The sequence below is a fragment of the Mesorhizobium opportunistum WSM2075 genome (assembly GCF_000176035.2).
GTDB lineage: Bacteria > Pseudomonadota > Alphaproteobacteria > Rhizobiales > Rhizobiaceae > Mesorhizobium > Mesorhizobium opportunistum.
In genome coordinates, this window is the sequence record NC_015675.1 from 1,426,074 (window position 1) to 1,450,569 (window position 24,496).

General features: G+C 64.0%; 31 protein-coding genes. 12 read left to right on the top strand and 19 right to left on the bottom strand.

Features of this window, described 5'->3' with window-relative positions:
• Positions 1–74: 74 nt before the first annotated feature.
• The 9 genes from MESOP_RS06800 to MESOP_RS06840 all read right to left on the bottom strand — a co-directional run bounded on the left by MESOP_RS06800 (position 75) and on the right by MESOP_RS06840 (position 6,689).
• Positions 75–983: an anti-sigma factor family protein gene (locus MESOP_RS06800; protein WP_013892588.1), complete on the bottom strand. Its 909-nt coding sequence runs from the start codon at positions 981–983 to the stop codon at positions 75–77.
• Entirely contained in the window at positions 980–1,519 is a 540-nt protein-coding gene (locus MESOP_RS06805; protein WP_041164020.1) for a sigma-70 family RNA polymerase sigma factor, read from the bottom strand. Before MESOP_RS06805 ends, MESOP_RS06800 begins: the two co-directional genes overlap by 4 nt.
• 46 nt (positions 1,520–1,565) lie before the next feature.
• Complete coding sequence (locus MESOP_RS06810; protein WP_013892590.1) at positions 1,566–1,769, bottom strand: hypothetical protein; 204 nt, start codon at positions 1,767–1,769, stop codon at positions 1,566–1,568.
• A 137-nt stretch (positions 1,770–1,906) separates the two neighbouring features.
• Positions 1,907–3,112, bottom strand: coding sequence for an aminotransferase class V-fold PLP-dependent enzyme (locus MESOP_RS06815; protein WP_013892591.1), 1,206 nt, complete (start codon positions 3,110–3,112; stop codon positions 1,907–1,909).
• Positions 3,113–3,137: 25 nt separating this feature from the next.
• Complete coding sequence (locus MESOP_RS06820) at positions 3,138–3,602, bottom strand: RidA family protein (protein ID WP_013892592.1); 465 nt, start codon at positions 3,600–3,602, stop codon at positions 3,138–3,140.
• A gap of 70 nt (positions 3,603–3,672) precedes the next feature.
• A complete protein-coding gene (locus tag MESOP_RS06825; RefSeq protein ID WP_013892593.1) occupies positions 3,673–4,467 on the bottom strand; it encodes an amino acid ABC transporter ATP-binding protein in 795 nt (264 codons plus the stop codon).
• 4 nt (positions 4,468–4,471) lie between these two features.
• A complete protein-coding gene (locus tag MESOP_RS06830) occupies positions 4,472–5,122 on the bottom strand; it encodes an amino acid ABC transporter permease (RefSeq protein ID WP_013892594.1) in 651 nt (216 codons plus the stop codon).
• A 1-nt stretch (position 5,123) separates the two neighbouring features.
• Positions 5,124–5,789, bottom strand: a complete 666-nt coding sequence (locus MESOP_RS06835; RefSeq protein ID WP_013892595.1) for an amino acid ABC transporter permease — start codon at positions 5,787–5,789, stop codon at positions 5,124–5,126.
• Positions 5,790–5,858: 69 nt separating this feature from the next.
• A complete protein-coding gene (locus MESOP_RS06840) occupies positions 5,859–6,689 on the bottom strand; it encodes a transporter substrate-binding protein (RefSeq protein ID WP_174324795.1) in 831 nt (276 codons plus the stop codon).
• 169 nt (positions 6,690–6,858) lie between these two features.
• Between MESOP_RS06840 and MESOP_RS06845 the strand changes: the two genes are divergently transcribed.
• Positions 6,859–7,647 carry an IclR family transcriptional regulator gene (locus MESOP_RS06845; protein WP_013892597.1) on the top strand — a complete coding sequence of 263 codons (789 nt, stop codon included), beginning with the start codon at positions 6,859–6,861 and terminating at the stop codon, positions 7,645–7,647.
• A 35-nt stretch (positions 7,648–7,682) separates the two neighbouring features.
• Here the strand turns inward: MESOP_RS06845 and MESOP_RS06850 are convergent, their stop codons facing one another.
• Positions 7,683–7,886, bottom strand: a complete 204-nt coding sequence (locus MESOP_RS06850) for a YdcH family protein (protein ID WP_013892598.1) — start codon at positions 7,884–7,886, stop codon at positions 7,683–7,685.
• Between the two features lie 239 nt (positions 7,887–8,125).
• Between MESOP_RS06850 and MESOP_RS33410 the strand changes: the two genes are divergently transcribed.
• The 5 genes from MESOP_RS33410 to MESOP_RS06870 all read left to right on the top strand — a co-directional run bounded on the left by MESOP_RS33410 (position 8,126) and on the right by MESOP_RS06870 (position 12,111).
• On the top strand, positions 8,126–8,299 hold the full coding sequence (locus MESOP_RS33410) for a YdcH family protein (protein WP_013892599.1): 174 nt from the start codon (positions 8,126–8,128) through the stop codon (positions 8,297–8,299).
• Positions 8,300–8,611: 312 nt separating this feature from the next.
• Positions 8,612–9,865, top strand: coding sequence for a flavodoxin-dependent (E)-4-hydroxy-3-methylbut-2-enyl-diphosphate synthase (gene ispG / locus MESOP_RS06855; RefSeq protein ID WP_013892600.1), 1,254 nt, complete (start codon positions 8,612–8,614; stop codon positions 9,863–9,865).
• Positions 9,866–9,869: 4 nt separating this feature from the next.
• Entirely contained in the window at positions 9,870–10,724 is an 855-nt protein-coding gene (locus tag MESOP_RS06860) for a lytic transglycosylase domain-containing protein (protein WP_013892601.1), read from the top strand.
• Between the two features lie 28 nt (positions 10,725–10,752).
• The gene (locus tag MESOP_RS06865) at positions 10,753–11,304 is read left to right on the top strand and encodes a chloramphenicol phosphotransferase CPT family protein (RefSeq protein ID WP_013892602.1); all 552 of its coding nucleotides are present in this window, start codon (positions 10,753–10,755) and stop codon (positions 11,302–11,304) included.
• A gap of 54 nt (positions 11,305–11,358) precedes the next feature.
• A complete protein-coding gene (locus tag MESOP_RS06870) occupies positions 11,359–12,111 on the top strand; it encodes a Stf0 family sulfotransferase (protein WP_013892603.1) in 753 nt (250 codons plus the stop codon).
• Positions 12,112–12,129: 18 nt separating this feature from the next.
• On the opposite strand, the gene MESOP_RS06875 is transcribed toward MESOP_RS06870, so the two are convergent.
• From MESOP_RS06875 to MESOP_RS06885, 3 genes are all read right to left on the bottom strand, one after another.
• The gene (locus MESOP_RS06875; protein WP_013892604.1) at positions 12,130–14,469 is read right to left on the bottom strand and encodes a response regulator; all 2,340 of its coding nucleotides are present in this window, start codon (positions 14,467–14,469) and stop codon (positions 12,130–12,132) included.
• Between the two features lie 109 nt (positions 14,470–14,578).
• Complete coding sequence (locus MESOP_RS06880; RefSeq protein ID WP_013892605.1) at positions 14,579–15,334, bottom strand: SDR family oxidoreductase; 756 nt, start codon at positions 15,332–15,334, stop codon at positions 14,579–14,581.
• Between the two features lie 55 nt (positions 15,335–15,389).
• A complete protein-coding gene (locus MESOP_RS06885) occupies positions 15,390–16,307 on the bottom strand; it encodes a polyprenyl synthetase family protein (protein WP_013892606.1) in 918 nt (305 codons plus the stop codon).
• A 78-nt stretch (positions 16,308–16,385) separates the two neighbouring features.
• Here MESOP_RS06885 and MESOP_RS06890 point away from each other — a divergent pair, with 78 nt between their 5' ends.
• The 4 genes from MESOP_RS06890 (at position 16,386) to MESOP_RS06905 (ending at position 19,341) form a co-directional block, all read left to right on the top strand.
• A complete protein-coding gene (locus tag MESOP_RS06890; RefSeq protein WP_013892607.1) occupies positions 16,386–17,147 on the top strand; it encodes a biosynthetic peptidoglycan transglycosylase in 762 nt (253 codons plus the stop codon).
• A 141-nt stretch (positions 17,148–17,288) separates the two neighbouring features.
• On the top strand, positions 17,289–17,471 hold the full coding sequence (rpmF, locus tag MESOP_RS06895; protein ID WP_008834724.1) for a 50S ribosomal protein L32: 183 nt from the start codon (positions 17,289–17,291) through the stop codon (positions 17,469–17,471).
• 251 nt (positions 17,472–17,722) lie between these two features.
• A complete protein-coding gene (locus MESOP_RS06900) occupies positions 17,723–18,682 on the top strand; it encodes an agmatinase (RefSeq protein WP_013892608.1) in 960 nt (319 codons plus the stop codon).
• A gap of 257 nt (positions 18,683–18,939) precedes the next feature.
• On the top strand, positions 18,940–19,341 hold the full coding sequence (locus tag MESOP_RS06905) for a hypothetical protein (RefSeq protein WP_013892609.1): 402 nt from the start codon (positions 18,940–18,942) through the stop codon (positions 19,339–19,341).
• A gap of 26 nt (positions 19,342–19,367) precedes the next feature.
• Here MESOP_RS06905 and MESOP_RS06910 read toward each other — a convergent pair whose 3' ends face one another.
• From MESOP_RS06910 to MESOP_RS06920, 3 genes are all read right to left on the bottom strand, one after another.
• Complete coding sequence (locus MESOP_RS06910; protein ID WP_013892610.1) at positions 19,368–19,799, bottom strand: GlcG/HbpS family heme-binding protein; 432 nt, start codon at positions 19,797–19,799, stop codon at positions 19,368–19,370.
• Positions 19,800–19,984: 185 nt separating this feature from the next.
• Positions 19,985–20,218, bottom strand: coding sequence for a hypothetical protein (locus MESOP_RS06915; protein ID WP_013892611.1), 234 nt, complete (start codon positions 20,216–20,218; stop codon positions 19,985–19,987).
• A 76-nt stretch (positions 20,219–20,294) separates the two neighbouring features.
• Complete coding sequence (locus MESOP_RS06920; protein ID WP_013892612.1) at positions 20,295–20,816, bottom strand: winged helix-turn-helix transcriptional regulator; 522 nt, start codon at positions 20,814–20,816, stop codon at positions 20,295–20,297.
• 92 nt (positions 20,817–20,908) lie between these two features.
• On the opposite strand from MESOP_RS06920, the gene MESOP_RS06925 reads away from it, so the two are divergent.
• The gene (locus tag MESOP_RS06925) at positions 20,909–21,745 is read left to right on the top strand and encodes an alpha/beta fold hydrolase (RefSeq protein WP_013892613.1); all 837 of its coding nucleotides are present in this window, start codon (positions 20,909–20,911) and stop codon (positions 21,743–21,745) included.
• A 98-nt stretch (positions 21,746–21,843) separates the two neighbouring features.
• Positions 21,844–22,500, top strand: a complete 657-nt coding sequence (locus MESOP_RS06930; protein WP_013892614.1) for a glutathione S-transferase family protein — start codon at positions 21,844–21,846, stop codon at positions 22,498–22,500.
• Between the two features lie 112 nt (positions 22,501–22,612).
• Here the strand turns inward: MESOP_RS06930 and MESOP_RS06935 are convergent, their stop codons facing one another.
• The 3 genes from MESOP_RS06935 to MESOP_RS06945 form a co-directional block, all read right to left on the bottom strand.
• The gene (locus MESOP_RS06935; protein WP_023763711.1) at positions 22,613–22,876 is read right to left on the bottom strand and encodes an ArsR/SmtB family transcription factor; all 264 of its coding nucleotides are present in this window, start codon (positions 22,874–22,876) and stop codon (positions 22,613–22,615) included.
• A gap of 31 nt (positions 22,877–22,907) precedes the next feature.
• Positions 22,908–24,155, bottom strand: coding sequence for an MFS transporter (locus MESOP_RS06940; RefSeq protein ID WP_013892616.1), 1,248 nt, complete (start codon positions 24,153–24,155; stop codon positions 22,908–22,910).
• Between the two features lie 90 nt (positions 24,156–24,245).
• Positions 24,246–24,440, bottom strand: coding sequence for a DUF1192 domain-containing protein (locus tag MESOP_RS06945; RefSeq protein WP_013892617.1), 195 nt, complete (start codon positions 24,438–24,440; stop codon positions 24,246–24,248).
• Positions 24,441–24,496 lie beyond the last annotated feature (56 nt).

A 24,496-nucleotide genomic window follows, 5' to 3' on the forward strand; every position in this document is an offset into this window, starting at 1 on the left:
GGCGACAAAGGCGCGCCTTAGCGGAATTCGGGCGCCACGGCAAGGATACGCAGCCGAAGTGGCCGCGTATTGGCTCACACCGCAGCCTTGCGGAAGCGGGCGACGAAGTCGTCGAGCTCGGGCCGCTCCATGTCGGAGATCGCCCAGTAGGAGAAGGCGCCATCGCTCCAGTGGACCATCGAGAAGCCGCCCGACGAAAGGTCGTCCGGCTGGATGGTCTTGCCGCCTTGCTGCGGCTCGGCGACCAGCGTGATCAGGTGCTCGCGGTGCCGGTAGACCAGTGCCGGCACCGGCCGGCCCGATATCATCTCGACCCGGCCGCCGATCAGCGCGAACCCGTCCTGGGCAAGATCGGGCGCCGGCGGCGAGACGCCGATCCGGGCATCGAGCCACGGCTTGACCGTATGGCGGTCGGACGAGACGATGTCGATCGGGCTCGCGGCAAGCAGGCTGCGGCGGTGGCCGCTGGCGACCGCCGCAGCAAAGCCATCTTCCGCGCCGTTGAACATCAGCCATTGCGTCGCCCCGCTGGCCAGCACGGCGCTGACCATGATCGACGCGGCCATGGCGCGCCAGTCGAACGAGCCGAAACGGCGCGCCCTTGGCGATGGCCGCGCCTGGGAAGGCCGTGTCCCGGCTTCCCGGCGCTGGCCGCCGCCCGCGCCCGCAATCAACCCTGGCAGCGCCGACGGCACGCCACGCTGCGGCTCCGTCGCCCCGGCCTGCTCCTGCTGTTCGGTGCCGGCCATGCCGATCGCCGCGATGCGGGCTCGAAAGGCATCGCTGACATCGGGGCGCGGCAAGCGGCTCACCGCTCCCCGCAAGGCCATGATACGGGCATGCTCGGCGGCAAGCCGCGGGTCGGCGGCGATGCGCCGCTCCACGGCAAGTGCGGCGGCCGCGTCGAGTTCGCCATCGGCAAGGGCATGGATCATCAGTCTGATACCTTCGGGATCATTGGGCAGTCCGTCGTCGTGTGTCATGACGCTCTCCCCAGTTCAGACGCCAGCAGGCCGCGAGCACGGGCCAGCCTGGACATCACTGTACCGATCGGCACGGCAAGCATAGCCGCTATCTCGCGATAGCTCAGGCCATTGATGTCGCGCAGCACCAGCGTTTCGCGAAACGGCTGCGGCAGGGCGGCGATTGCAGCCTCGAGTGCCGCTGTATCGGCCCTGGCGATCAGGCTTGCCTCCGGGCCATCCTCGTCCGGCAGGCTGGTGCCGTGCGCGGCGGCCATGTCGTCGAGATCGCCGAGATCGCCGACGGCCATCATGCCGCGCGGCCGGTTGCGCGCCATCCAGGTGTAGGAGGCGTTGCGCACGATGGTCAGCAGCCAGGCGCGGGAATTGCCGCCGGCATAGCCTGCGATCCCGGCATGCGCCTTGATGCAAGCGTCCTGCACGACGTCCTCGGCATCGGCCGCATTGCCGGTCAGCCAGCGGGCAAGTGCCAGCGCGTCGCCAAGATGCGGCAGCACCACCTCGTTGAAGCGTTCCGCCAGCGCCCTCTCGCTCAAAGCAGCACCATGATCCGATACTCCGGACAAGACCGGGCGTGCCGCCTCAGGACGCGACAGCGAGTTTGCCTTGCTCGCAGGGGTAAAACCCCTGGGAACAGGCAAGGGCGCCTGCCTTGCTGGAAGTGAATTCATCTGCGTCACCGGTGTCAAGCGTCACGGGGGAGAGATCGGTGACCATCATGCGCTCCAACACATGGCGACGGCTGTAGCCGCAGCCGTGTTCGCCGGGCTCGCGATGATAGGACATGCCGATCTCCTCAACGCCAGCAGTGGCGTATGACAAGGAGACTTGTTGCGGCTGGGGTTTATTCCCGCAGCGCGCAAATCAGGCTGTTCACAGTCGCGTGATCAGCCTGATTTAGCCGGTCGATGCTGGTTCCGCGTTCAATCCGGCCAGCGCAAGACGCCGGACGAATCCTTGCGGGCGGCTTTCATCGCATCGGCGGGACGATCCTTCGCGGTCAGTACAGCGCGCAGCCGTTCGGCGACGATCTCCGCCTCGCCGGGATGCAGGTTGCAGGGGTCGAGGAAGAAATGGCCGCGCTCGACCTCGTGATTGCGCACGATGATCGGCGGCGAGCCTGCCGCGAGCGTCGAAGCGAGACCGGCGGCACTGAACCGGCTTTCGGCTGAGACGAAGATCTGCAGCCGGTCGAGCGGATTGGCGGTCGGATCGGGGATGATGTTGGCAAAGATGCCCGGCAGTCCCTGTAAAGCGTCCAACCAGAGGTTGAGCGCAGCCTCCTCGCGGCGGCGGATGCCGGCGTGGTCGCGCTTTTCCCAGGCTTCCAGCGCCGCCATGGTGCCGGCGATGCTCTCCTTGCCGACCTTCATGGCGCGCGCGACGCCTCGGTTCTGCAGATAGGCTGATCGCACCAGGTCCTTGCGTCCGGTGACGATGCCGCTGGTCGGGCCTGAGAGGAATTTGTGGCCGCTGTAGATGACGACGTCGGCGCCGCGCGCCAGGAAGCCGCGCAGATCATATTCGGAAGCGGCATCGACAATCACCGGCACGCCCTTAGCGTGGCAGATATCGCAGAATTCCTCCAGCGACAGCATGCCGTACTGCACGGTGTGGTGGGCGACTACGTAGAGGGCAGCCGCCGTGCGCTCGTTGATCGCTTCGCGCACGTGATAGTGCTGCGTGACGCTGACCGTGCCGGCAGGGATCACTTTGGCGCCGGCGACGCGGACCGACTGGTCGATCGGCGCGCCGTAATTGACGATGTGGCCGAGCTGGATAACGACCTCCGACTTGAGGTCGCCGGTGTCGTCAGGCAGGCGCTCGATGGCGAGAAGGCTGGTGCCCGTCATGGCGCCGGCGATCGCCATGGTGATGCCGCTGGCGCAGCAGGCGGTGATGAAGCCGGCCTCGCCGCCGGTGAGGCGCGCGACGACCGTGCTCGCGGCACGCTGCAGATCGTCCATCTCCACCCATTGCGAAGCCATTTCGGCCATGGCGCTGATCGCTTCGGGAACGATGATCGATGCGCCCAGCGCGGTCATTGTGCCGGAGACGTTGATGATCGGCCGCAAGCCCAGCCGTTCGCGGATGGTGGTGTTGGAGCCGGTGTCGGAATAGGTTTTCATGTCAGCAGGTCCCGTGAGTGACAAATCAGGCTGCGGCGATCTCGACGACCGCCTCGATTTCGACAGTGATGTTTCCAGGCAGCGAGCCGACGCCGATCGCCGACCGCGCATGGCCGCCGATCTTGTCGAAGACATCGGCGAACAGGTCCGAGCAGCCGTTGACCACCTTCGGATGGTCGCTGAAGGTCGGGGTCGCGTTGACGAAGCCGAGCAGCTTGACGACGCGCACGATGCGGCCGAGGTCGCCGGCGGCGGCATGCATGACGGCGAGCAGGTTGAGCCCGGTGAGACGTGCATGCTCATACGCCTGCTCGACCGTCACGTCCTCGCCGACCTTGCCGGTGCAAAGCGTGCCGTCGGCGCGCAGCGGTCCCTGGCCGGAGAGGAAGATCAGCCGGCCGCTCTCTGCATGGGTGACGAAGTTGGCAATGGGCGTCGGCGGCTCGGGCAGCTTCAGGCCGAGTTCGGCGAGCCGGATGTAAGGCGTCATGGAAGAAGGCTCCCTTGGATGGCTTCAGCCATCCGATATTCAAAAAATGGGCGGTGTCGGCCGTCCGGTGTCAGAAATGCGAGGCGCGGAAGCGCGCCAGGAAGGTGCGGAGGCGCTCGTTGCTGGTCTCCGCCGCGAGGATTTCCTTGGGCGGACCAACAGCGCTGACGCCACCATCGGCCATGAAGACGATGCGGCTCGATGCGTCGCGGGCAAAGGCCATTTCGTGCGTCACCATCAGCATGGTCATGCCATCCTCGGCGAGGCTGCGCACCACGGCCAGCACCTCGCCGACCAGTTCGGGGTCGAGCGCGGAGGTGATCTCGTCAAGCAGCAGGATCTTCGGCTCCATGGCCACGGCGCGCGCGATGCCGACGCGCTGCTGCTGGCCGCCGGAGAGCTCGGCCGGCAGGCTGTCGGCCTTGTGGGCCAAACCAACGCGGCCGAGCCAGTGTTCGGCCGCCTGGCGCGCCTCGGCCTCGCTCTTTCCCCGCACCTTGGTGAGCCCGAGCATGATATTGCCGGCCGCCGTCAAATGCGGAAACAGGTTGAAGCTCTGGAACACCATGCCGGTCTCGGCGCGCATACTGGCCAAGTCGCGTTCGCTGCGGCGCTGGCGCGTTGCGGCCTCGCGGTAGCCGACCTCCTTGCCGTCGATGCGGATCGAGCCGCTGTCGTAGCTCTCCAGGAAGTTGACGCAGCGCAGCAGCGTGGTCTTGCCGCTGCCGGAGGGGCCGATGACGGTGACCACCTCGCCGCGCTTGACCTCAAGGCTGACGGAACGCAACACCTCGACGGCGCCGAAGGCCTTGGAGACATCGCGCACGTCGAGCAGCGCGGGGCTGGCGGTTGAGGCTTCGGACATCGTGCTATTCCCGGATGAAGGAGAAGCGCCGTTCGAGCCGCCGGCTGGCGAGCGAGAGCGCGTAGTTGACCGCGAAGTAGATGAGCGCGCCCAGTATATAGAGCGGCATTGCCTCATAGGTGCGGCCGATGACCTGGTTGATGGCCTGCATCAGGTCGGTGATGCCGAGCAGCGACACCAGCGCGCTGCCCTTGACCGCGTCGGTGACGCCGTTGATCCACGGCGGCAGGAAGCGCCGGAAGGCCTGCGGGAAGATGACGTAGGCCAGTCGCTGGCGGAAGGTCAGCCCGATCGCCATCGCCGCTTCGGACTGGCCCTGGGGGATGGAGCCGACGGCGCCGCGCACATATTCCACCACTTGCGCCGTCTTGAACAAGGTGAGCGCGAACACAGCGGCCCAGAACGATGGCAGGTGCAGCCCGATCGCCGGCAGGCCGTAATAGACGAAGAACATCAGCACCAGGATCGGAATCCCGCGGATGGTGTCCGAGAAGATGCGCACCGCCCAGCGCAACGGAGTGGGGCCATAGACCAGGCCGACCCCCAGCAGGACACCGGCGATGAGCGACAGGACGACGACCAGCAGTGACACCCACAAGGTCACGGCGAAGCCTTCGGCGAGGAACGGCAAGGCGTAGAAGATCTGGCCCAGCATGTCAGCGCGCCGCCCTGAACCGGCGCTCGACGAGCCTGAGCGCGAAAAGCAGGGCGTAGCCGGTGACCAGATACATCGCCGTGGTGACCAGATAGACCTCGACGATGCGGAAGGTGTTGAAGTTGATCCACTGGGCGCCGTAGGTGAGCTCCGGCACCGAGATGACCGAGGCGATCGAAGTGTCCTTGAACAGCGAAATGAAGGTGTTGGACAGCGCCGGCAGCGTGATGCGCAGCATGGTCGGCAGGCGCACATGCAGCAGCCTCTGCCATGGCGTCAGGCCGATCGCCTTGCCGGCATCGAGCTGGCCGCGCGGGACGGCTTCGAGGCCCGAGCGAAACACCTCGACCAGATAGGCGCCGCTATAGACCGACAGCGTCAGGACGAACGATGTCGGCGCGCTGTAGGCGAGGTCGACCACGGTCGGCAAGCCGTAGAAGACGAGATAGACCAGCAGGATCAGCGGCACGTTGCGGATGAACTCGACATAGGCGGCGATCACCGCCCGCACCACGCGTCCGGCCGAGACATACCAGACCGCGAGCACCAGCCCGATGACGACGCCGATGGCGATCGAGATGACGGCAAGCTCGAGGCTGAGCAGCAGTCCGCCCCAGAGCTTGTCGAAATGCCGCCAGATCAGGTTGAAATTGAGGGCATAGCCCATGCGTCCGCCTCGGTGTGAAGGGCGTCGGAAGAGAGCGGAAGGGCGAATGCCGCCCCTCCGCCTGCTGGGTCAGATGACCGGGAAGCCGGGGTGGCGCGCCGGCGGCTCCTGGCCGAAATAGTCCTTGAAGGCAGCGTCGTAGAGCGCTGATTCATGGCCGAACATGGCGATGGTGAAGGTCTGGTCGACGAAGGTCAGCCAGTCGAGATCGCCTTGCCGCAGGGCCGCGCCATAGAGCATCGAGTACCAGCTTTTGCCGGCATCGAAATATTTGTCGGGATTGCGCGAGGCGAGCCAGCGCACGGTGGAGAGATCGACCGCGGCCGCATCGACACGCTTGGACTCCAAGGCTTGCAGCACGTTGGCCTGGGTGTCGATCTGCATCACCTGCGCCTGCGGCAAGGCATAATGGACCGAAGTTTCCGCATCGACGTTCTGCAGGATCGAGATGCGCGTCGCCGAACCGCCGGCAAGCAATTTGTCGAAGGTCTTGTTCTCGGCGTTGGGAAGCGTCAGCAAGGCGACGCCTTCGACGTAATACGGCCTGGTGAAGTTGATCAGCTGCGAGCGCTGCGCCGTCATCGTCATGAACTGGATGGTGATGTCGACCTTATTGGTGGTGACGTTGGGAATGCGCTGCGCCGGATCCTGCATGACGAACTCGACCTTGGTCGGATCGTCGAAAAGGCCCTTGGCCAGGATGCGCCCCATGGTGATGTCCATGCCGACCAACTCGCCGGCATCGTTCTCGAAATGCCAGGGCGCGTTGGTGCTGCCGGTGCCGACGATGAGCTTGCCGCGATCGAGCACGGTGCGCAGCAAGCTGTCGGACGCTGCCTGGGCGGCGGCCTTCTGGGCATCGACGGTTGCCAAAACGCCGGCCGTCGCCAGTCCCGCCATTCCCAATTTCAGAAAATCACGTCTTCCGGATGTGTCGTTCACGGCGACCTCCTTTCGTGTTGTGTTCCCCTATGCACAGGCAAGACACGTCATTGTTTTCACAGCGATTGTCTCTTACAAGAGACGTATGTATCCTGTACAAGACAGATACTAACATCAGGAATCGACAATGCAAGATGGCAATGCCCTGGCGGTTTCAGCCGGCGAGAAGATCTCGGGCTCCCGGGAAAAGGGTCTCAACCGGGTGCTCGAAATCCTGGAGTTTCTTCATACGACGCAGCGCGCCATCGGCATCGGCGACCTTGCCAAGGGGGTGAACGCACCGCGCTCGACAACCTACACGCTGGTGCGGTCGCTGGTCGACGCCGGCCTGCTGGAAATGGAAGGCGACGGCAACCGCGTCTATTTCGGCAAGAAGCTCTACCTCTACGGGATGGATTATGTGCGCGGCAACGACCTGATGCGGCGAGGGCGCCAGGAGGTCGACAATCTGTCGCGCGAGACCGGCGAGACCTCGGAACTGTGTATGCTGCAAAGCGGCCGCTACACCATCGTGCACGCGAGCCCGGGTACCAGGCCGTTCCGCATCAGTTCGGCCACCGGCCTGCAGATACCGCTGCCGTGGACCGCTTCGGGGCGGCTGCTGCTGGCGGGGCTGGACAGGGCCGCGATCGAAGCCATGGTATCGGACGACGATCTCGTGCTGCCCGACGGACGCAAGCTCAAGCTCGACGATTTCGTCGCCGACATCGCCAAGGCGCGGGTCACCGGCTACTGCGTCACTTCGGGGCTGGTCGATGCCTATACGAAATGCCTTGCCGTGCCGGTCTTTTCATCGCCGGGCAAGGTCGAGGCGACGATGTGCCTGGTGGTTCCCATCGATACCACCGATGAGCGGACCGCCAGCCTCATCGGCCTGCTGCGCGAGCGCGCCGCCAGGCTATCGATCGCCGGATAGGCGAAGCATGATGGAGGACGCTTGGTGCCCGCGGCTCAAGCGATGATGTCGGGGATGATCTTGTCTTCCAACGCCATCAGCCGATCCTTGAGGACCAGTTTCTTCTTCTTCATGCGCTGGATTTGCAGCGGATCGCAACCCATGGCGATCATCGCGTTGATCGCCGCGTCGAAATCGGCGTGTTCCTGCTTCAGCCGGGAAAATTCGAGGCGAATATCGGCCTGTTCCTGATCGGACATTCTCTACCGTCTGCACGTCTGCGGCGCCCAAAACTGGGCCTGATTGGGCGGGGGCGGCAATTTCTGCCACCGGCGCGCAGGCCATATCACATTTCACATTGTCGTGGAATGCTACCACGCAGCATTCGACATCCCAGCCGGAAGGTGGCACAGTGTCATTGTGCCGTCACAGAAGCGACCTGCGGTGGACGTGCCTTTGACGGCTGCAATCGAGGAAACCATGAAAGGGAGAACCAATCATGTCTCTTGCATCCCATCTTGATGAGTTGCAGCGGAAACACGGCGACATCGAACGCGAGATCGATGACGCGATGAACCACCCGTCGGTGGACGACCTCGAAATCGTGAATCTCAAGCGACGCAAGCTGGCACTCAAGGACGAGATTGAAAAACTGAGGGCGACCACGCATTGACGCTCACCTGATATAGCCGCTCGTTAGTTGCGGTTTTCCTTGCCGGCGGCAAGCGCCGCCGGTGTGAGTTTTGGTTTTCACCGCTCCACCATGAGCCGCAGCTAATATCTCTACCGGTCTCACTTTTTGACCCCGGGTCGTGGACCGTTTCAGGTCCCCGGCGGGGATCAATTGCTGCCAGTGGCGACCTGTCGCCATTGACAAGCCATCTTTGCTCATCCACCTCATGCCCGAACTTCAGCGTATCGGCCCCGGGGAGCGTTCGTGTGTCCAAGTGGACGCATGGGGCTTCAGAGACAAAAGGCTGCCGGCATGACCGGATATTTTTCCTTTCCCTTCCCTCGCCGCACCTCGGTCGGCGTCGATGTCGGCGGCGTGGTCGTCGGCGGCGGCGCGCCGGTCGTCGTGCAGTCGATGACCAACACCGATACAGCCGACATCGACCAGACGGTCGCGCAGGTCGCGGCACTGCACCGCGCCGGCTCCGAGATCGTGCGCATCACCGTCGACCGGGACGAGAGCGCGGCCGCCGTGCCGCGTATTCACGAGCGCTTGCTGCGGCTTGGCATCAACGTGCCGCTGGTCGGCGACTTCCACTATATCGGCCACAAGCTCCTGGCCGACCATCCGGCCTGCGCCGAGGCGCTGGCCAAATACCGCATCAATCCGGGCAATGTCGGCTTTAAGGACAAGAAGGACCGGCAGTTCACTGACATCGTCGAAATGGCGATCAAACACGACAAGCCGGTGCGCATCGGCGTCAATTGGGGCTCGCTCGACCAGGAGCTTTTGACCCAGCTGATGGACGACAACCAGGACAAGGGTTTTCCGCTGACCGCGCAGGAAGTCACCCGCGAGGCGATCGTGCAGTCGGCGATCCTGTCGGCCGAGATGGCCGAAGAGATCGGCCTCGGGCGCGAGAAGATCATCCTGTCGGCCAAGGTCAGCGGCGTGCAGGACCTGATCGCGGTCTATACCGAACTTGCCACCCGCTCCAACCACGCGCTGCACCTCGGCCTGACCGAAGCCGGCATGGGTTCGAAAGGCATCGTCGCCTCGTCCGCCGCGATGGGCATCCTCTTGCAGCAAGGCATCGGCGACACCATCCGCATCTCGCTGACACCGGAGCCGAATGGCGACCGCACGCGTGAGGTGCAGGTGTCGCAGGAGTTGCTGCAGACCATGGGCTTCCGGCAGTTCGTGCCGATCGTCGCCGCTTGCCCCGGCTGCGGCCGGACCACCTCCACCGTGTTCCAGGAACTCGCCCAGAACATCCAGGCGGACCTGCGCAAGAACATGCCGGTGTGGCGTGAAAAATATCCCGGTGTCGAGAACCTCAAGGTCGCGGTGATGGGCTGCATCGTCAACGGTCCGGGTGAATCCAAGCATGCCGATATCGGCATATCGCTGCCCGGCACCGGTGAAACGCCGACGGCTCCCGTCTTCGTCGACGGCAAGAAGGCGGCGACGCTGCGGGGGCCGTCGATCGCATCGGATTTCGAGAAAATGGTCGCCGACTATATCGAGCAGAGGTTCGGTCGCGGCGGCAAGGCCGCGGCAGAGTAGGGCAATGCAGCGTTTCCTCTGGGTGGCGCTGATTTCCCTGTGCGGGCTGGCCTGGTCGACGCTGGTTCAGGCCGACCCGCCGCAATCGGCCAAGCAAAGGCTGATCGACAAGGTCTGCAACCTGATCCAGGCCCATGCCGACCAGAACGGGCTGCCCCGGGATTTCTTCGCCCGGCTGATCTGGAAGGAAAGCAGGTTCGATCCCAACGCGGTCAGCCCCGTCGGCGCCGAAGGCATCGCCCAGTTCATGCCGGGCACCGCCAAGATGCGCGGGCTCGCCAATTCCTTCGACATCAACCAGGCGATCCCGGCGTCGGCGAAGTACCTGGCCGAAATGAAAGTCAGCTACGGCAATCTCGGCCTGGCGGCGGCCGCCTACAATGCCGGCGAAAGCCGGGTGTCGCGCTGGCTGGGTTCAGGCGGCTTCCTGCCGATGGAGACCGAGAGCTATGTCTTCGACGTCATGGGCGAGCCGGTCGACAAGTTCACCGACCGCGCCTATGCCGGCAAGATCGCGCCTCTCGACGCAAAGACGGATTTTGCCGCCGCCTGCCGCAAGCTGCCGGTGATCATGTCGAGGACCGTGGCGATGGCCTCGATCAACGTCAAGCCGTGGGGCGTCCAGGTGGCGGGCAATTTCCGCCGCAGCGCGGCGATCGGCCAGTGGCTGCGGGTGAGAGGCCGTTTCCCGGCCCTGCTCAGCGGCCATGATCCGGTGGTGAGCCGGGTGCGCACGCCGATCGGCCGGCGCGGCATCTATGCCGTCAGGATCGGGGTGAATGACCGCGCCGATGCCAATGTCATCTGCCAGAAACTGCAGAGCGTCGGCGGAGCCTGCGTGGTGGTGCGCAACCGATAGCCGACAGGACTGAAGGAGGCGGTTGAAATTGCCAGCCAGGATCGTTCTGCTCAACGGCGTCGGCAGTGCCGGCAAATCCTCGATCGCCAGGGCGCTGCAGCAGATCACTGCCGAACCATTCCTGCATGTCCAGATGGACAGTTTCGTCGCGATGCTGCCCGATGCCTTGCAGGACCATGCCGATGGCTTTTCCTATGAAACCATCCGGCAGGAGGGCAAGCCTTCGGTCGTGATCAGGACTGGACCGATCGGTGCGCGGACCCTGCGCGGCATGCGCCATGCCGTTGCCGCCATGGCCGGGCAAGGCAACAACCTCATCGTCGACGACGTGCTGTGCAACGGCGAAATATCGGAATATGTCGAACTGCTGTCGGCCTTCGATCTCCATCGGGTCGGTGTCATGGCGCCACTGGACGTTCTGGAAGCCCGCGAAGCCCAGCGGGCCGACCGGCTGCCCGGCCTGGCACGTTGGCAATATGGACGTGTGCACAAGGGAATACGCTACGACCTCGAAGTCGACACCAGCGTGCTGACGCCGCTGGAATGCGCCCGTCGCATCCAGCAACAATTTCGACTATAGGCGGCGATCGATTGGCCGGGCTTGCCCTGCCTCAAACAGGACTGGGGCAGCCACATGTTCGACGCCTACATTATCTGCGGCACGCCGAGAACCGGCAGCACTCTGCTGTGCAAGCTGCTGGCCTCCACCGGGGCATCAGGCGATCCTCACTCCTTCTACCGGCGGCAGGATGTGACGGAGTGGGCGCAGGAGTGGAAACTGCCGGCCCGCGAGACGATGGGTGAACTCGAATTCGACACTGCCTATCTCGATGCGGCAATCGCTGCAGGGAAGGGCGGGACAGATATCTTCGGCCTGCGCCTGATGCGCGAAAACCTGGATGAACTTTCGGCGATCCTCAACCGGATTTTTCCGGGGCTTGCGGCGGACACAGCGCGTTTCGAAAAGGCCTTTGGCCATGTCCTCTACATACACCTGTCGCGCGAGGACAAGCTGGCGCAGGCTGTCTCGCTGGTCAAGGCGCAGCAGACCGGCCTTTGGCATGTCGCGCCCGACGGAACCGAGATCGAGAGGGTCGGAGTTCCCGGGCAAGCTCGGTATGATTTCCAGCGGATCAAGGGCGAGCTCACCGAGCTTGAAGCGTATGACGCGGCCTGGAACACATGGTTCGCAAAACAGGGCGTCACCCCATTGCGGATAGGCTATGAGCGCCTTTCCGCCGATCCGGCCGCGGCATTGCTAACCATCTGCGAAGCCCTGGGCGTTCAAGCGCCTGACGCCGAGGCGGTGCGGCCAGGCGTCGCAAAGCTCTCCGACGAGACGAGCCTGGACTGGATGCGCCGCTTTCACGTGGACGCAGCCGTCTAAGGCGTCGATGCAGGGTGCTCAGGCCGTCTTGGCCACCACCGTCTCACTCAGCCATGTGCCGATCTTGGCGCCGAGGCGATCGGGTGAAACCGGCTTGGGCAGATAGTCGTCCATGCCGGCCTCGATGCATTTGTCCCGGTCGCCCTTCAGCGCATGCGCGGTGACGCCGATGATCGGGATGTGGCCGCCCGAAGAGGTCTCGATCGCCCGGATGGCGCGGGTCGCTTCGTAGCCGTTCATCTCGGGCATCGAGACATCCATCAGGATCAGCCTGGGACGCAGCGACCGGTACATCTCGACCGCCGTGCGGCCATTGCCGGCGATGCGGTAGCTCAGGCCCAGGCCGTTGAGGATCTGGCCGAACACAAGCTGGTTCACGTCATTGTCCTCGGCAATGAGGATGTCGATCGGCCCGTTCGGCGTGGCGGTCGATTCCGGCGCCGGGACCACGGGCAAGGCGGGGCCACGAATGACGGTGAAGGGAAGCGGTGCCGGCTGGGGCTGAGGCTGGACAGGCTCGCGCGTGAATTGCGCCTTGCCGACCTGGGAGCGGGCCTTCTGGATGACCGAGATGACGGTGCCGAGCAGAACCGCGGAGCGCGCCGGCTTGGTCAGATGCGCGGCAATGCCGAAGTCGATGATCATCTTGCCGAAATCGACCTGGTCGACCGAGGTCAGGATGACGATAGGGATGGCCGACAGCCGGCTGTCGGCGGCAATGGCCCGCGCGACGTCGGCACCGTTCATGCCGGGCATCTGGTAGTCGAGGATGATGCAGTCGACGGCGGCACCCAGCTGGTAGGCACGGTCGAGGAAGGCCAGTCCCACCGCGCCGCTTTCGGCGGCGGCGCAGTCGAAGCTCCAGCTCCTCAGCTGTTCGAGCAGGATCTCGCGGTTGACCGGATTGTCGTCGATGACCAGCACGCGGGCGCCGGTGACGTCCACCGGCACGATCTCGTCGCGCGCCTGCGCAGTGTGAAGGGGCAGCGGCACCGCGAACCAGAACACCGAACCGCGGCCGATCTCGCTCTCGACGCCGATCTTGCCGGCCATCAGGTCGACGAGACGGGCGGCGATGGCAAGTCCGAGGCCGGTGCCTTCGTGGCGGCGGGTCGACGATCCGTCGACCTGGGCGAATTTCTCGAACACGTTCTGCAGCTTCTCGGCCGGGATGCCGATGCCGGTGTCCTCGACACGCAGCTTGAGCTGGACGACGCCGTTGACGGTCTCGCCGCCGACATCGATCAGCACATGGCCCTTCTCGGTGAACTTCACCGCATTGCCGACCAGGTTGGTGACGATCTGCCGGAACCGGCCGGCGTCACCGACGACATAGGTCGGCAGGCGCGGGTCGACGCGCACGATCAGCTCGAGGTTCTTTTCGGCGACGCGCGCCGATACCAGCGTCGCCACGTCCTCGACCGCTTCGGCAAGGCGGAAGGGGGCGGGGTCCAGCGTCAACTGACCGGCATTGATCTTGGAGAAATCGAGAATGTCGTTGATGATGGTGAGCAGCGCGTTGCCCGATTTGACGATGACGTCGGTGAAGGTCTTCTGGCGAGCGGTCAGTTCGGTCTTGGCGAGGAGTTCGGCCATGCCGAGCACGCCGTTCATCGGCGTGCGGATCTCGTGGCTCATATTGGCCAGGAATTCCGACTTGGCGCGGTCGGCGGCCTCGGCCTTGAACAGGGATTCCGCCGACTGGGCAAAGGCCCGGCGGATCGCCTGTTCCATCGGCCGGAAGATCCAGAAGGCGACGACGGCCAGGACCGCGAACAAAAGCCCGCTCGCCCAGAGCAGCAAGCGGTCGCTGGCGACATCGGCCAGGTGACGCTCTTCATCCATGGCGGTGCGCACGCGGACCAGCATGGGCTGGACGAACAGATCGTTCTGGTTGCGGATTTCGCGGGAACTCCATTCGTCGGTCTTTTGCGCCACCGACATCAAGTTGAAGTTGCGCACCATGTCGCGCGGCGACCAGAACAGGTCGCCGTTGACGGAGGCCGCTTCGAGCTCGTTGAGGGTCCCGGCGGACAGGCGCGACCGAATCGCGGCGAGCTGCGCGCTCAGCGTTTCGATCTCGCCGGTCAGGCGCTCCGAATGGCCACGCGCCGCGGTGGTCAGGGCATCGCGCGTTTCTGCCCGCCAGGCGGAGCTGGTTGTCTCGGAGAAGCTGGTTGCGTTGCGCAGGTCGCGGGTGAAGATCACGAGATTGGCGCTCAGCGCATCGACCTCATGGCGGAAGGAATTGACGCGATTGAGCGCGAAAATGATGATGGCCGAAGCCAGCGCGAAGGCCAACAATCCTGAAAGATAACGAATCCGGACCAATCGGATGAAGGAAGAATATTCCGGCATGCGCAACCCCAACACATACGCATTATTTTAATGGTCGGGATTACGCTTCATTTACATTAAGATTTCGTTCGCGCGGACCGGCGAGTTGCTCGACAACGGAGAAGCGAGATCAGATCGATGCCGTGATGCCGCCATCGACATAGAGGATATGGCCGTTGACAAAGGACGAGGCATCGGAGGCGAGGAAGACACAGGCCCCGACCAGCTCCTCGACCTTGCCCCAGCGGCCGGCCGGCGTGCGCTTTTCAAGCCATTCGGTGAATGCCGGATCGGCGACCAGCGCGGCATTCAGCGGCGTGTCGAAATAGCCGGGCGCGATGGCGTTGCATTGCAGGCCGAACCTAGCCCAGTCCGTCGCCATGCCCTTGGTCAAATTGCCGACCGCGCCTTTGGTCGCCGTGTAGGGCGCGATGCCGGGGCGGGCAAGCGCCGTCTGGACGCTGGCGATGTTGATGATCTTGCCGCGCCCGCGACGGATCATGTGCCGGGCGACGGCCTGGCCGACATGGAAGACGCTGGCGACATTGGTCTGCAGCAGGCGTTCGAACGCGTCGGCGGGAAAGTCCTCGAGCGGCGTGCGGAACTGCATGCCGGCATTGTTCACCAATATGTCGATCGGCCCGCCGGACAGCTCGAAACTGTCGATCGCGGAACGGACCGCGCCGTGGTCGGTGGCGTCAAAGGCGAGCGTTTCCGCTCCGCCGATCTGCGCTGCCGCGGCGTCGAGCTTTTCCGCGTCACGGCCGTTGAGGATCACCACGGCGCCGGCTTGGCGCAGCCCTTTGGCCAAAGCAAACCCGATGCCTTGCGAGGAGCCGGTTACCAGCGCCCTGCGCCCGGCGAGATCGAACAGATTGGATGACATCTACGCTGATCTCCGTTGGTTCTCGCCATGCGGTCCCGATATTGGAGGCCGCCCGTCAGTTGTTCCGCGTCGCGACGAATGTGGCGGCGGCCTTCAGCAAGGCTGCGTTCTCGCCATAGGGTTCGAGCAATGCGTGCGCCTGCTCGACAAGCCCGTGCAACTGGCTGCGCGCCCAGTTCGTCCCGTGCAGCGCCACCAACGTTGCCTTGCCGGCGGCGGCGTCCTTGCCGGTGGCTTTGCCCATCTGGCTGGCGTCGGCCGTCAGGTCGAGCAGGTCATCGGCAAGCTGGAAGGCAAGGCCGACGGCCGAGCCGAATTCGGCCAGCCGCTCGCGGTCTTCGGCCGGAGCGCCGGCGATGATGGCGCCCGCCTCGCAGGCGAAGCGGATCAGCGCGCCGGTCTTCATCGCCTGCAGCCGGATGATGCCGGCTTCGTCCGGCGGCGTGCGCTCGGCTTCGAGGTCGAGCGTCTGGCCGCCGACCATGCCGCCGGCCCCGGCGGCGCGGGCGAGCGCCAGCACAAGGGCAGCCCGCCGCTCGGCCGGCAGCACGGTTGCCTCGCCGGCAATGATGTCGAAGGCCAGTGTCAGCAAGGCATCGCCAGCCAGGATCGCGGTCGCCTCGTCGAAGGCCCTGTGCACGGTCGGCTGGCCACGGCGCATATCGTCGTCGTCCATCGCAGGCAGGTCGTCATGGATCAGCGAATAGCAGTGGACGCATTCAAGTGCCGCGGCGACGCGCAGCGCCGCTTCGCCATCGGCTGAAAAAAGCGCCGCGCTTTCCATCACCAGGAAAGGACGCAGGCGCTTGCCGCCGTTCAGCACGCCATGGCGCATCGCCGCCATCAGACGGCCGGGCCGCGCGATCTCACCCGTAAGCGGACGGTCGTCGAGCAGCCGCCGCAGCAGCACCTCGACGGCGGCCGCCCGCCTGATGAGCGCCATTTCGAACGCCATTTCGTCGTCATTCGTCATGGCCGGGAGCGGTAGCCGACACTCAGACGTTGCGCAAGAAGGCAAGCGCCATTATGCCGGGGGAGGGAGAAGCACGGGTTGGGCGGCTTGGCGGAACCGATCGTCGATCATGAAACCGAAAAGCTGGACATGGCGCCGAGATCGCGCGGCGTGAACCGCCGCAGTCTCAGGCGCTGGGTCCGGCGCGGCATCGTCGTGGCCGCCGTGCTGGCACTTATCCCGGTGGTGCTGACCTTTCTTTACCTGCCACCCTTCGTGCATCCGGTGTCGACGCTGATGCTGAAGGACCTGACGACATTCTCCGGCTATGACCGGCGCTGGGTGTCGATCGACGATGTTGCGCCGGTGCTGGCCCATTCGGTCATCATGTCGGAGGACGGGCAGTTCTGCTTCCACCGCGGCGTCGATCTCGGCGAACTCCGGGGCGTCGTCGACGACGCGCTGGCCGGCGAGGCGACGCGCGGTGCCTCGACCATCACCATGCAGACGGTGAAGAACCTTTTCCTGTGGTCGCGGCCGCTAGGCTCGGTGCGCAAGGTCGTCGAACTGCCGCTGGCCGTCTACTTCGACGCGGTGATGTCGAAACGGCGCATCATGGAGATCTATCTCAACATCGCCGAATGGGGGCCGGGCATCTACGGCATCGAGGCTGCGGCGCAGCACCATTTCGGCGTTTCGGCAAAACAGCTGTCCAGACGGCAGGCGGCACTTCTGGCCGTCACACTGCCAAACCCGATCGCCCGCAACCCGGCGAAGCCCGGACCGGGCCTGAGAAGGCTTGCCAATCTGATCGAACGCAGGGCCGGCCGTTCCGGCGCCTATGTCGGTTGTCTCCGGTAGGCTTGCTCAAAAAAATTCACGGCAGCGCTGGCCAAAACAGCATCAGGCGTGTATAGGCACCCGACTTTCTCAGATTTAGGCCCCGACATGGCCCTTTCACGAGGGCGGGCGGGGCTTTTGACCATGTAGTGGAGCATATCCATGGCCGTTCCGAAACGCAAAACCTCTCCGTCCAAGCGCGGCATGCGCCGCTCGGCCGACGCCCTCAAGGCCCCGACCTATGTCGAGGACAAGAATTCCGGCGAAATGCGCCGCCCGCACCACATCGACCTGAAGACCGGCATGTATCGCGGTCGCCAGGTGCTGACCCCCAAGGAAAGCTGAGACCAGCTTTTCCCAAGGTTTTTGGTTCCAAAAGACCGGCCAGTGGCCGGTCTTTTTGCGTTTGCAGGCGTCCGGGCCGGCATGACCTATGCCAAAGGCAAGGCGGTCGGTGGCGATACCCACCGGAGTGACCTTGCTGTACCGAGGTTTGAACGCTTTCGTCGCCACCATTTCATGTGGCTGGAAACACGCGAGACCCCGACCGCTCGAGCCGCGGGTGATGACGAAGGCGAGGCAACAGAGGAGATCCCATGTCCAAGCTGACCGTCACGCCGCGCACCGTCTTCCAGACATTCCTGGACTTTCCGCTGGTCGAGGACCTCGACACGCTGAGCGCCGATGTCGTCATCATCGGCATGCCCTACGGCGCGCCCTATACGATCGACGAGACGATCAACGACCAGACCAATGCGCCGACCGCGGTGCGGCGTGCCTCGCAGCGTATCAGCCTTGGGCTCGATCGCTATGATTTCGACATTGGCGGTACCCTGTTCGACGGGCGGGACGTCAAGGTGGTCGATGTCGGCGACGTGCCGGGCGAAGCATCCGATTCCACCGGGCATTACGCCAGAGCCGAGGCGGCGATCCGCAAGATACGCGCCGCCGGCGCGCTGCCGATCACCATCGGCGGCGACCACGGCATTCCGATCCCGATCTTCAGGGCGCTCGATGGCGAGGGGCCGATCACGCTGGTGCAGATCGATGCCCATCTCGACTGGCGCGACAATGTCAACGGCGTCAAGGAAGGCTATTCCAGCCCGATCCGACGGGCATCCGAAATGGCGCATATCGACGCGATCTTCCAGCTCGGCATTCGCGGCCAGGGCAGCGCCCGAATGGAAGAAGTCGAAGCGGCACGCGCCTACGGCTCCAACATCATCACCGCTGGCCAGTGGCAGGACATCGGCACGGCGGCCCTGCTCGAGCGCATTCCCGAGGGCGGCCGTTACTACCTCACGATCGACGCCGACGGTCTCGATCCGGCCGTTATGCCGGCGGTGGAGGGACCGTCGCCGGGTGGCGTCACCTATCGCCAGACGATCGACCTGATCAAGGGGCTGTTCGCCAAGGGAGAAGTGGTCGGCGTCGACATCGTCGAGATCGCGCCGGCACGCGATATCAACGAGATCACGTCGATGACGGCAGGCAACATCATCCTCAATGTCATCGGTGCCGCCGTTCGCGCTGGTCAATTCAAGCGCCAGAACTGAAAATCAAGCGCTAGAGCAATTCCAGGAAAAGTGTGACACGGTTTTCCGTCCGGAATTGCGTAAAACAAAGAGATAGAGCGGTTCGCCGTTTCCGTGAAACGGTGAAATGCTCTAGAACCGAAACCCTGCCAGCCGGACAACCGGCTGACAGGGTTGTTGCATCCGGTCTTCGACCGTGTTTGCGGCTTTGCACGAAAAATCTTGACGGCGTGCCTGCGGCGCATTCTACAGAAGATGCCCCCATATGGAGACGCCAGATGTTCGGTGCCGTCCCGCTCTTGATCGTGCCTTTCATTCTCTACAATCTCGGACTGCTCGGAATTTTCGGCGGCGGTGACGATCCGTGGGCGAGTGAGGTGTTCTCGTTCCGCATGATGTCGGGCGGGGTGTTCTCGATGACGCTCGGCGACCTGATGATATTGATCGGGCTGATCTTCCTGTTCCTCGAAATGGTGAAGTCGGCGCGCACCACCAGCGCTTCGATCATGGACCATCTCCTGTCGACGCTGGTCTTCGTCGCCTTCCTGGTCGAGTTCCTGCTGGTGAAGGGCGCGGCGCACTCCATCTTCTTCACGCTGATGATCATCGCGCTGTTCGATGTGCTGGCCGGATTCGCGGTGTCGATGCGGTCGGCCAGCCGGGACATCAACCTGAATTAGCCGGAACCTGAATTAGAGCCGGCGCCTCAGCCGGGATCGGCGGTGAAGCCGGCTACCTCGATGCCGGCGATGGCCGCCGCCTCGTCATTGTCCGAGGTATCGCCGGAAATGCCGACGGCGCCAATAATGGCACCGGCCTTGTCACGGATCAGCACGCCGCCGACCACCGGCAGCACGCGTCCGCCCGACACGTCGGAGATGCCGGCCACCAGATGCGGGCGCTCCTTGGCGAAGGCCTCGACCTTGCGCGAACCCATGCCGATGGCCAGCGCGCCATAGGCCTTGCCGGCCGACATTTGCGGGCGCAGGAACGAGGCGCCGTCCTGGCGCTGGAAGGCGACCAGATGTCCACCGGCATCGAGCACCGAGACGCCAAGCGGCTTGAGCTTGAGATCGGCGCCCTTGGCGAAGGCCGTGGCGATGATCTCATTGGCTTTTTCCAGCGACAGTGCGGTCATTGCAGTCTCCTGTTTTGAAATGAGTCAATTTTCGGCCGCCAGCCGGATGAAGCAATCCCGCTTTCGGTTGAAATTGCTTCTCGTGAAGCGGTGTGATGGACAGCGCCGTGCAGCTAGATGGTATCGATACGCGATCGACGATGGCCCGGTTCAGACCAGGTCGAAGCTGCCGGCGGTGTCGTGCGTTACTTTTTCTTGGCGCGGGCGGGCTTCTTGGCGGGCACTGCCGGCGCGTTGGCAAGGTCTTCGGCTTCCTTGGCGAGCCGCAGCGCGCGCAGCTTGTCGGTCTTGGCCTTGCGGGCGTCGCTCTCGGCGACATATTCCGCCATCGCCTTCTGGCGGACGGTCGCTGCTTCTTCCTGCTTCTTGAAGCGCAGATCGGCGCGCGCGCGCGCCGTATCCCTGGAGTTCTCAACCAACAGCCTGTCCAATCCCGTAAAGTGCGTTTTCCGCCTCTTGTAGCAGAGGCGACCTCTCAACGGGGAAAATAGTTGGTCACGCGGCCGGGCTGGCGGCGTGCGCCTTGCTGGCGACGACGGCCTCATAGGCCGCTTGCAGGGTCGCCCGCACGGATGGCCCGGCCGTCGGGACGGCCGGTTTGCCGAGGTGCTCATGGCGCAACTCGTCCATGAATTTTTCCCACATCGGCGGTCCGCCCTTTTCCAGAAGCTCGGCGCGGATCGACAATTCCTCGCTGGTCGGCAGCCAGACACGACCCCAGGCGCCGAGATGGGCAAGGATCGGCACCAGCGTGATGGCCATCTCGGTCAGGCTATAGATCGCCTTCTGCTTGTGCGAGGGGTCATCCGCCTTGGTCAGCATGCCCAATTCCATCAGGCGCTTCAGCCGGTCGGCGAGGATGTTAGAGGCGATGCCTTCCATCGATCCATTGAGCAATTCGCGAAAATGGCGCCTGCCGCCGAAAATCATGTCGCGAAGGATGATCAGGCTCCAGCGGTCGCCGAACACTTCCAGCGACAGGTTGATCGGACAGCCGGACCGGCGATCGAGGCTCATTCGATTCTCTCCACAAAACCGGTTGCATTATCATATCAGTTTTATTATGGTGCAACCGATTGCAAAATGCAAGCGGATTGGGAGGCCATACGATGACGACGATCAATCGCCCGGAGATCATATCCGAAGCTTTCGGTGACCCTGAAAATCCTCCGCTGCTGCTGATCATGGGCGCGATGGCCTCGATGCTCTGGTGGCCGGAGGCGCTTTGCCGGAAACTCGCCGATGCCGGCCTCTACGTGATCCGCTACGACAATCGCGATACCGGCCGCTCGACCAAATATCCGCCCGGCGAGCCGCCCTACACGTTCGACGACATGACCGATGATGCGATCGGTGTCCTCGACAGCCATGGCATCGACAAGGCGCATGTCGCCGGCATGTCGATGGGCGGGATGATTGCGCAACGCGTGGCGCTCAGGCATCCCGCCCGTGTCGCGTCGCTGATCGTGATCAGCAGCTCGCCGATGGGCATGGACACCTCGCATCTGCCGCATATGAGCGATGCTTACGCCGAACATTCGGCCGAGGGCGCTGGTGTCGACTGGTCGGATCGCGGTCAGGTGATCGATTTCATGGTCCGGTATATCAGGGCGACCGCCAGCACGGCGCATCCCTTCGACGAGGCCGGAATGAGAGACTTTATCGAACGCGATTATGACCGTTCCGGTGGTTTCCTGAGCGCCACCAATCACTTCCTGCTCAAGGGGAGTGATGAATGGAACGGCCGCCTGCGCGAGATGACGGCGCCGCTGCTGGTCATCCACGGCACGACGGATCCGATCTTTCCTGTCGAGCATGGCGAGGCGCTGGCCAAGGCGGTCGCCGGCGCTAAACTGCTTCGTGTCGAAGGCGGCGGCCACGAGTTGCATCCACAAGACTGGCCGGCGATTGCCGCCGCCATTGTCGCGCATATCCGATCCAACTGAGACTCCCCGGGTGAGCCTTGACGGACCAGGCCTGACGCAACATCCGGTCACCGATGAACCAGAAACAGACGAGAAAAGCCAAAACAGAAGAGAAAAGAATGTCCCTGACGCTTCATTTCCATCCGCTGGCCTCTTTCTGCTGGAAGCCGCTGATCGCGCTTTACGAGAACAGCACGCCCTTCACGCCAGTCATCGTCGATCTCGGCGATGCCCACTCGCGCGAGGCCTTCCTGAAGATTTCGCCGACCGGCAAGATGCCGGCGCTGCGCGACGATGCGCGCGACCGCACGGTGCTGGAATCGACAATCGTCGTCGAATATCTGGCCGCGCACTATCCCGGGCCGGTCGAGCTCGTTCCCGCCGATATCGACATGGCGCTGGCAATCCGCCAGGCCGATCGCTTCTATGATTTCTATGTGCAGGAGCCGATGCAGAAGATCGTCGGCGACCGGTTGCGGCCGCAGGACAAGACCGATCCGTTCGGGGTCGAAGAGGCGCGCGGCCAGTTGCGCAATTCCTACGCCATCGTCGAGCAGGAGATGCAGTCGAAGGCCTGGGCAATGGGCGATGCCTTCACCATGGCCGACTGCGCGGCCTCTCCGGCGCTCTTCTATGCCAACAAGGTCGAGCCGTTCGGCGACAAGTATCCGGCGGTGAAGCGTTACCATGACCGCCTGCTGCAGCGCCCCGCCTTCGTCAGGGTGATCGAGGAGGCGCAGCCCTACTTCCAGCTCTTCCCCTACAACAACGGCTGACCGCCACGATCCCGCCCAGCTCGACCTGACGTTCCAGGCGCTTGCCGATCCGGCGCGGCGGCGGATGGCCGACCGGCTGAGACAGATGAGAAGCCATCCAGCACATCAAAAATCAAGCTTCCCAAAATTGATCGAGCCAAATGTTGAGCCTCAGGAAGCCGGCGTTGCTTACCGTATAGACACGCCGCGTGCCTTCGGCCTTGGCATGGACCAGACCGGCGTCGAGCAAAACTTTCAGATGCTGTGAGACGGCCGGGCGTGAAACCGGCAGCCCGGCTGCCAACTCGTTGACGGTCTTCGGGCCGCGTCGAAGTTCTTCCAGAAGGTGGCGCCGATTGGGGTCGGCGATCGCCATGAAGGCGTCGGAAAACATCATGCCTTATTTGTGGGGCAAAGTCTTTCGAATCTCAACTGCTTGCTTCTGCTTTTCTTCTTGGGTCAAGACGCAGTGCTTCCGGCGTCACGGAGCGGTCGGCCGGCTGGGTCTTGAAGGCGTCACGGCCTTCGATCGGCACCGGGGCGCGGCGGCTGATGCGCAGCAGCGTGTAGCCGCCCAGGCAGAGATGCGCGAAGGCGGTTGCCAGGAACAGGCCCTCGGGACGCATCCAGCCCATCAGGGCCGCTGCCAGCAACGGCCCGATCATGGTGCCGAAGCCGTAGAGCAGCAGCAGCCCGCCCGATACCTTGACGAAATCCTCCGACCGGGCGTGGTCGTTGGCGTGCGCGACGGCGATCGAATAGAGCGTATAGGCGAAGGCGCCGTAGGCTGCTGTGAAGACGATGACGAAGACACCGGAGCGCGGTTCGAACAGGAAGATCATGAGCGCGACGAGCGCCGCGCCGAAGGCGGCACCCGCCAGCACGAAACGGCGGTCGGTCTTGTCGGACAGGCGTCCGGCGGGAAGCTGCATGGCGGCGCCGGCAACGACCACGAGGCTCATCATCAAGGCGATCTCCGCCGTGGAGATGCCGATGCGGGCGCCATAGACGGCACCGAGCGTGCCCCAGGCGCCATTGGCGATGCCGATCAATAGACAGGCGATCGCGGAGACCGGCGAGTTGGCGTAGAGCCCCCTGACGTCGAGCTTGACGTCCTGCAGCGGCTTGGGGTGCGACGCCGTCGAAACCGCGGTCGGGATCAGCGACAGGCAGAACAGGATGCCGGTGATCATGAACAGCGACGCCGACTTCACGTCGCCGCCGGCGACGATCATCTGTCCGCCCATGATCGAGGCATACGTGACCATCATGTAGAGGCCGAAGACGGTGCCGCGGTTCTCGTTGGTGGCTTTCTCGTTCAGCCAGCTCTCGATGACCATGAAGGCGCCGGCCATGGTGAAGCCGGTGAAGGCGCGCAGCAGGATCCAGACATATTCGTCGATGATGAGACCGGTGAGCAGCGCCACGATGGCACCGGAGGCGGCAAAGGCGCCGAAGGCGCGCACATGTCCGGCACGGCGCACGATGCGCGGCGCGAAAAAGCAGCCGGTGACGAAGCCGCCTGCCCAGGCCGTGCCCATCAAGCCGAGCGATGCGGTCGAGAAGCCCTCCACCTGGCCGCGCAGCGGCAGCAGCAGCCCGTGCAGCCCCGATGCCGCCAGCAGGAAGGCGGTGCCGCGAAGCAGGGAAAGGATCGGTCTGTAGGATGCAAGCATTTTTTGATCCGGCTGGACACTGGAACGGGTGACAGGGTCTGAAGACAGTCGCATTCGGGCTTTTCAGCGGCGGCCCGTGCCGCTGACGGATTATCCGCGGCGGAACAGTGCCTCGGCCGCCGACTTGGTGCTGTCCTTGGTTTTGAGCTCCGCCTCCAGCCTGCCGATCTCGTCGCGCAGGATGCCGATCCGTTCCGACAGTTCACCGACGGACAGCAGCGCCAGATCCTGCCCGATCTCGTGCGGGCGCGCCTTCTTCTTGGGTTCGTCGTCGAAGATCGCCATAGTTGCTCCTCCTCCGCCACACCAGATTGGCCATTTGCCTGATTTGGCAATGAGCA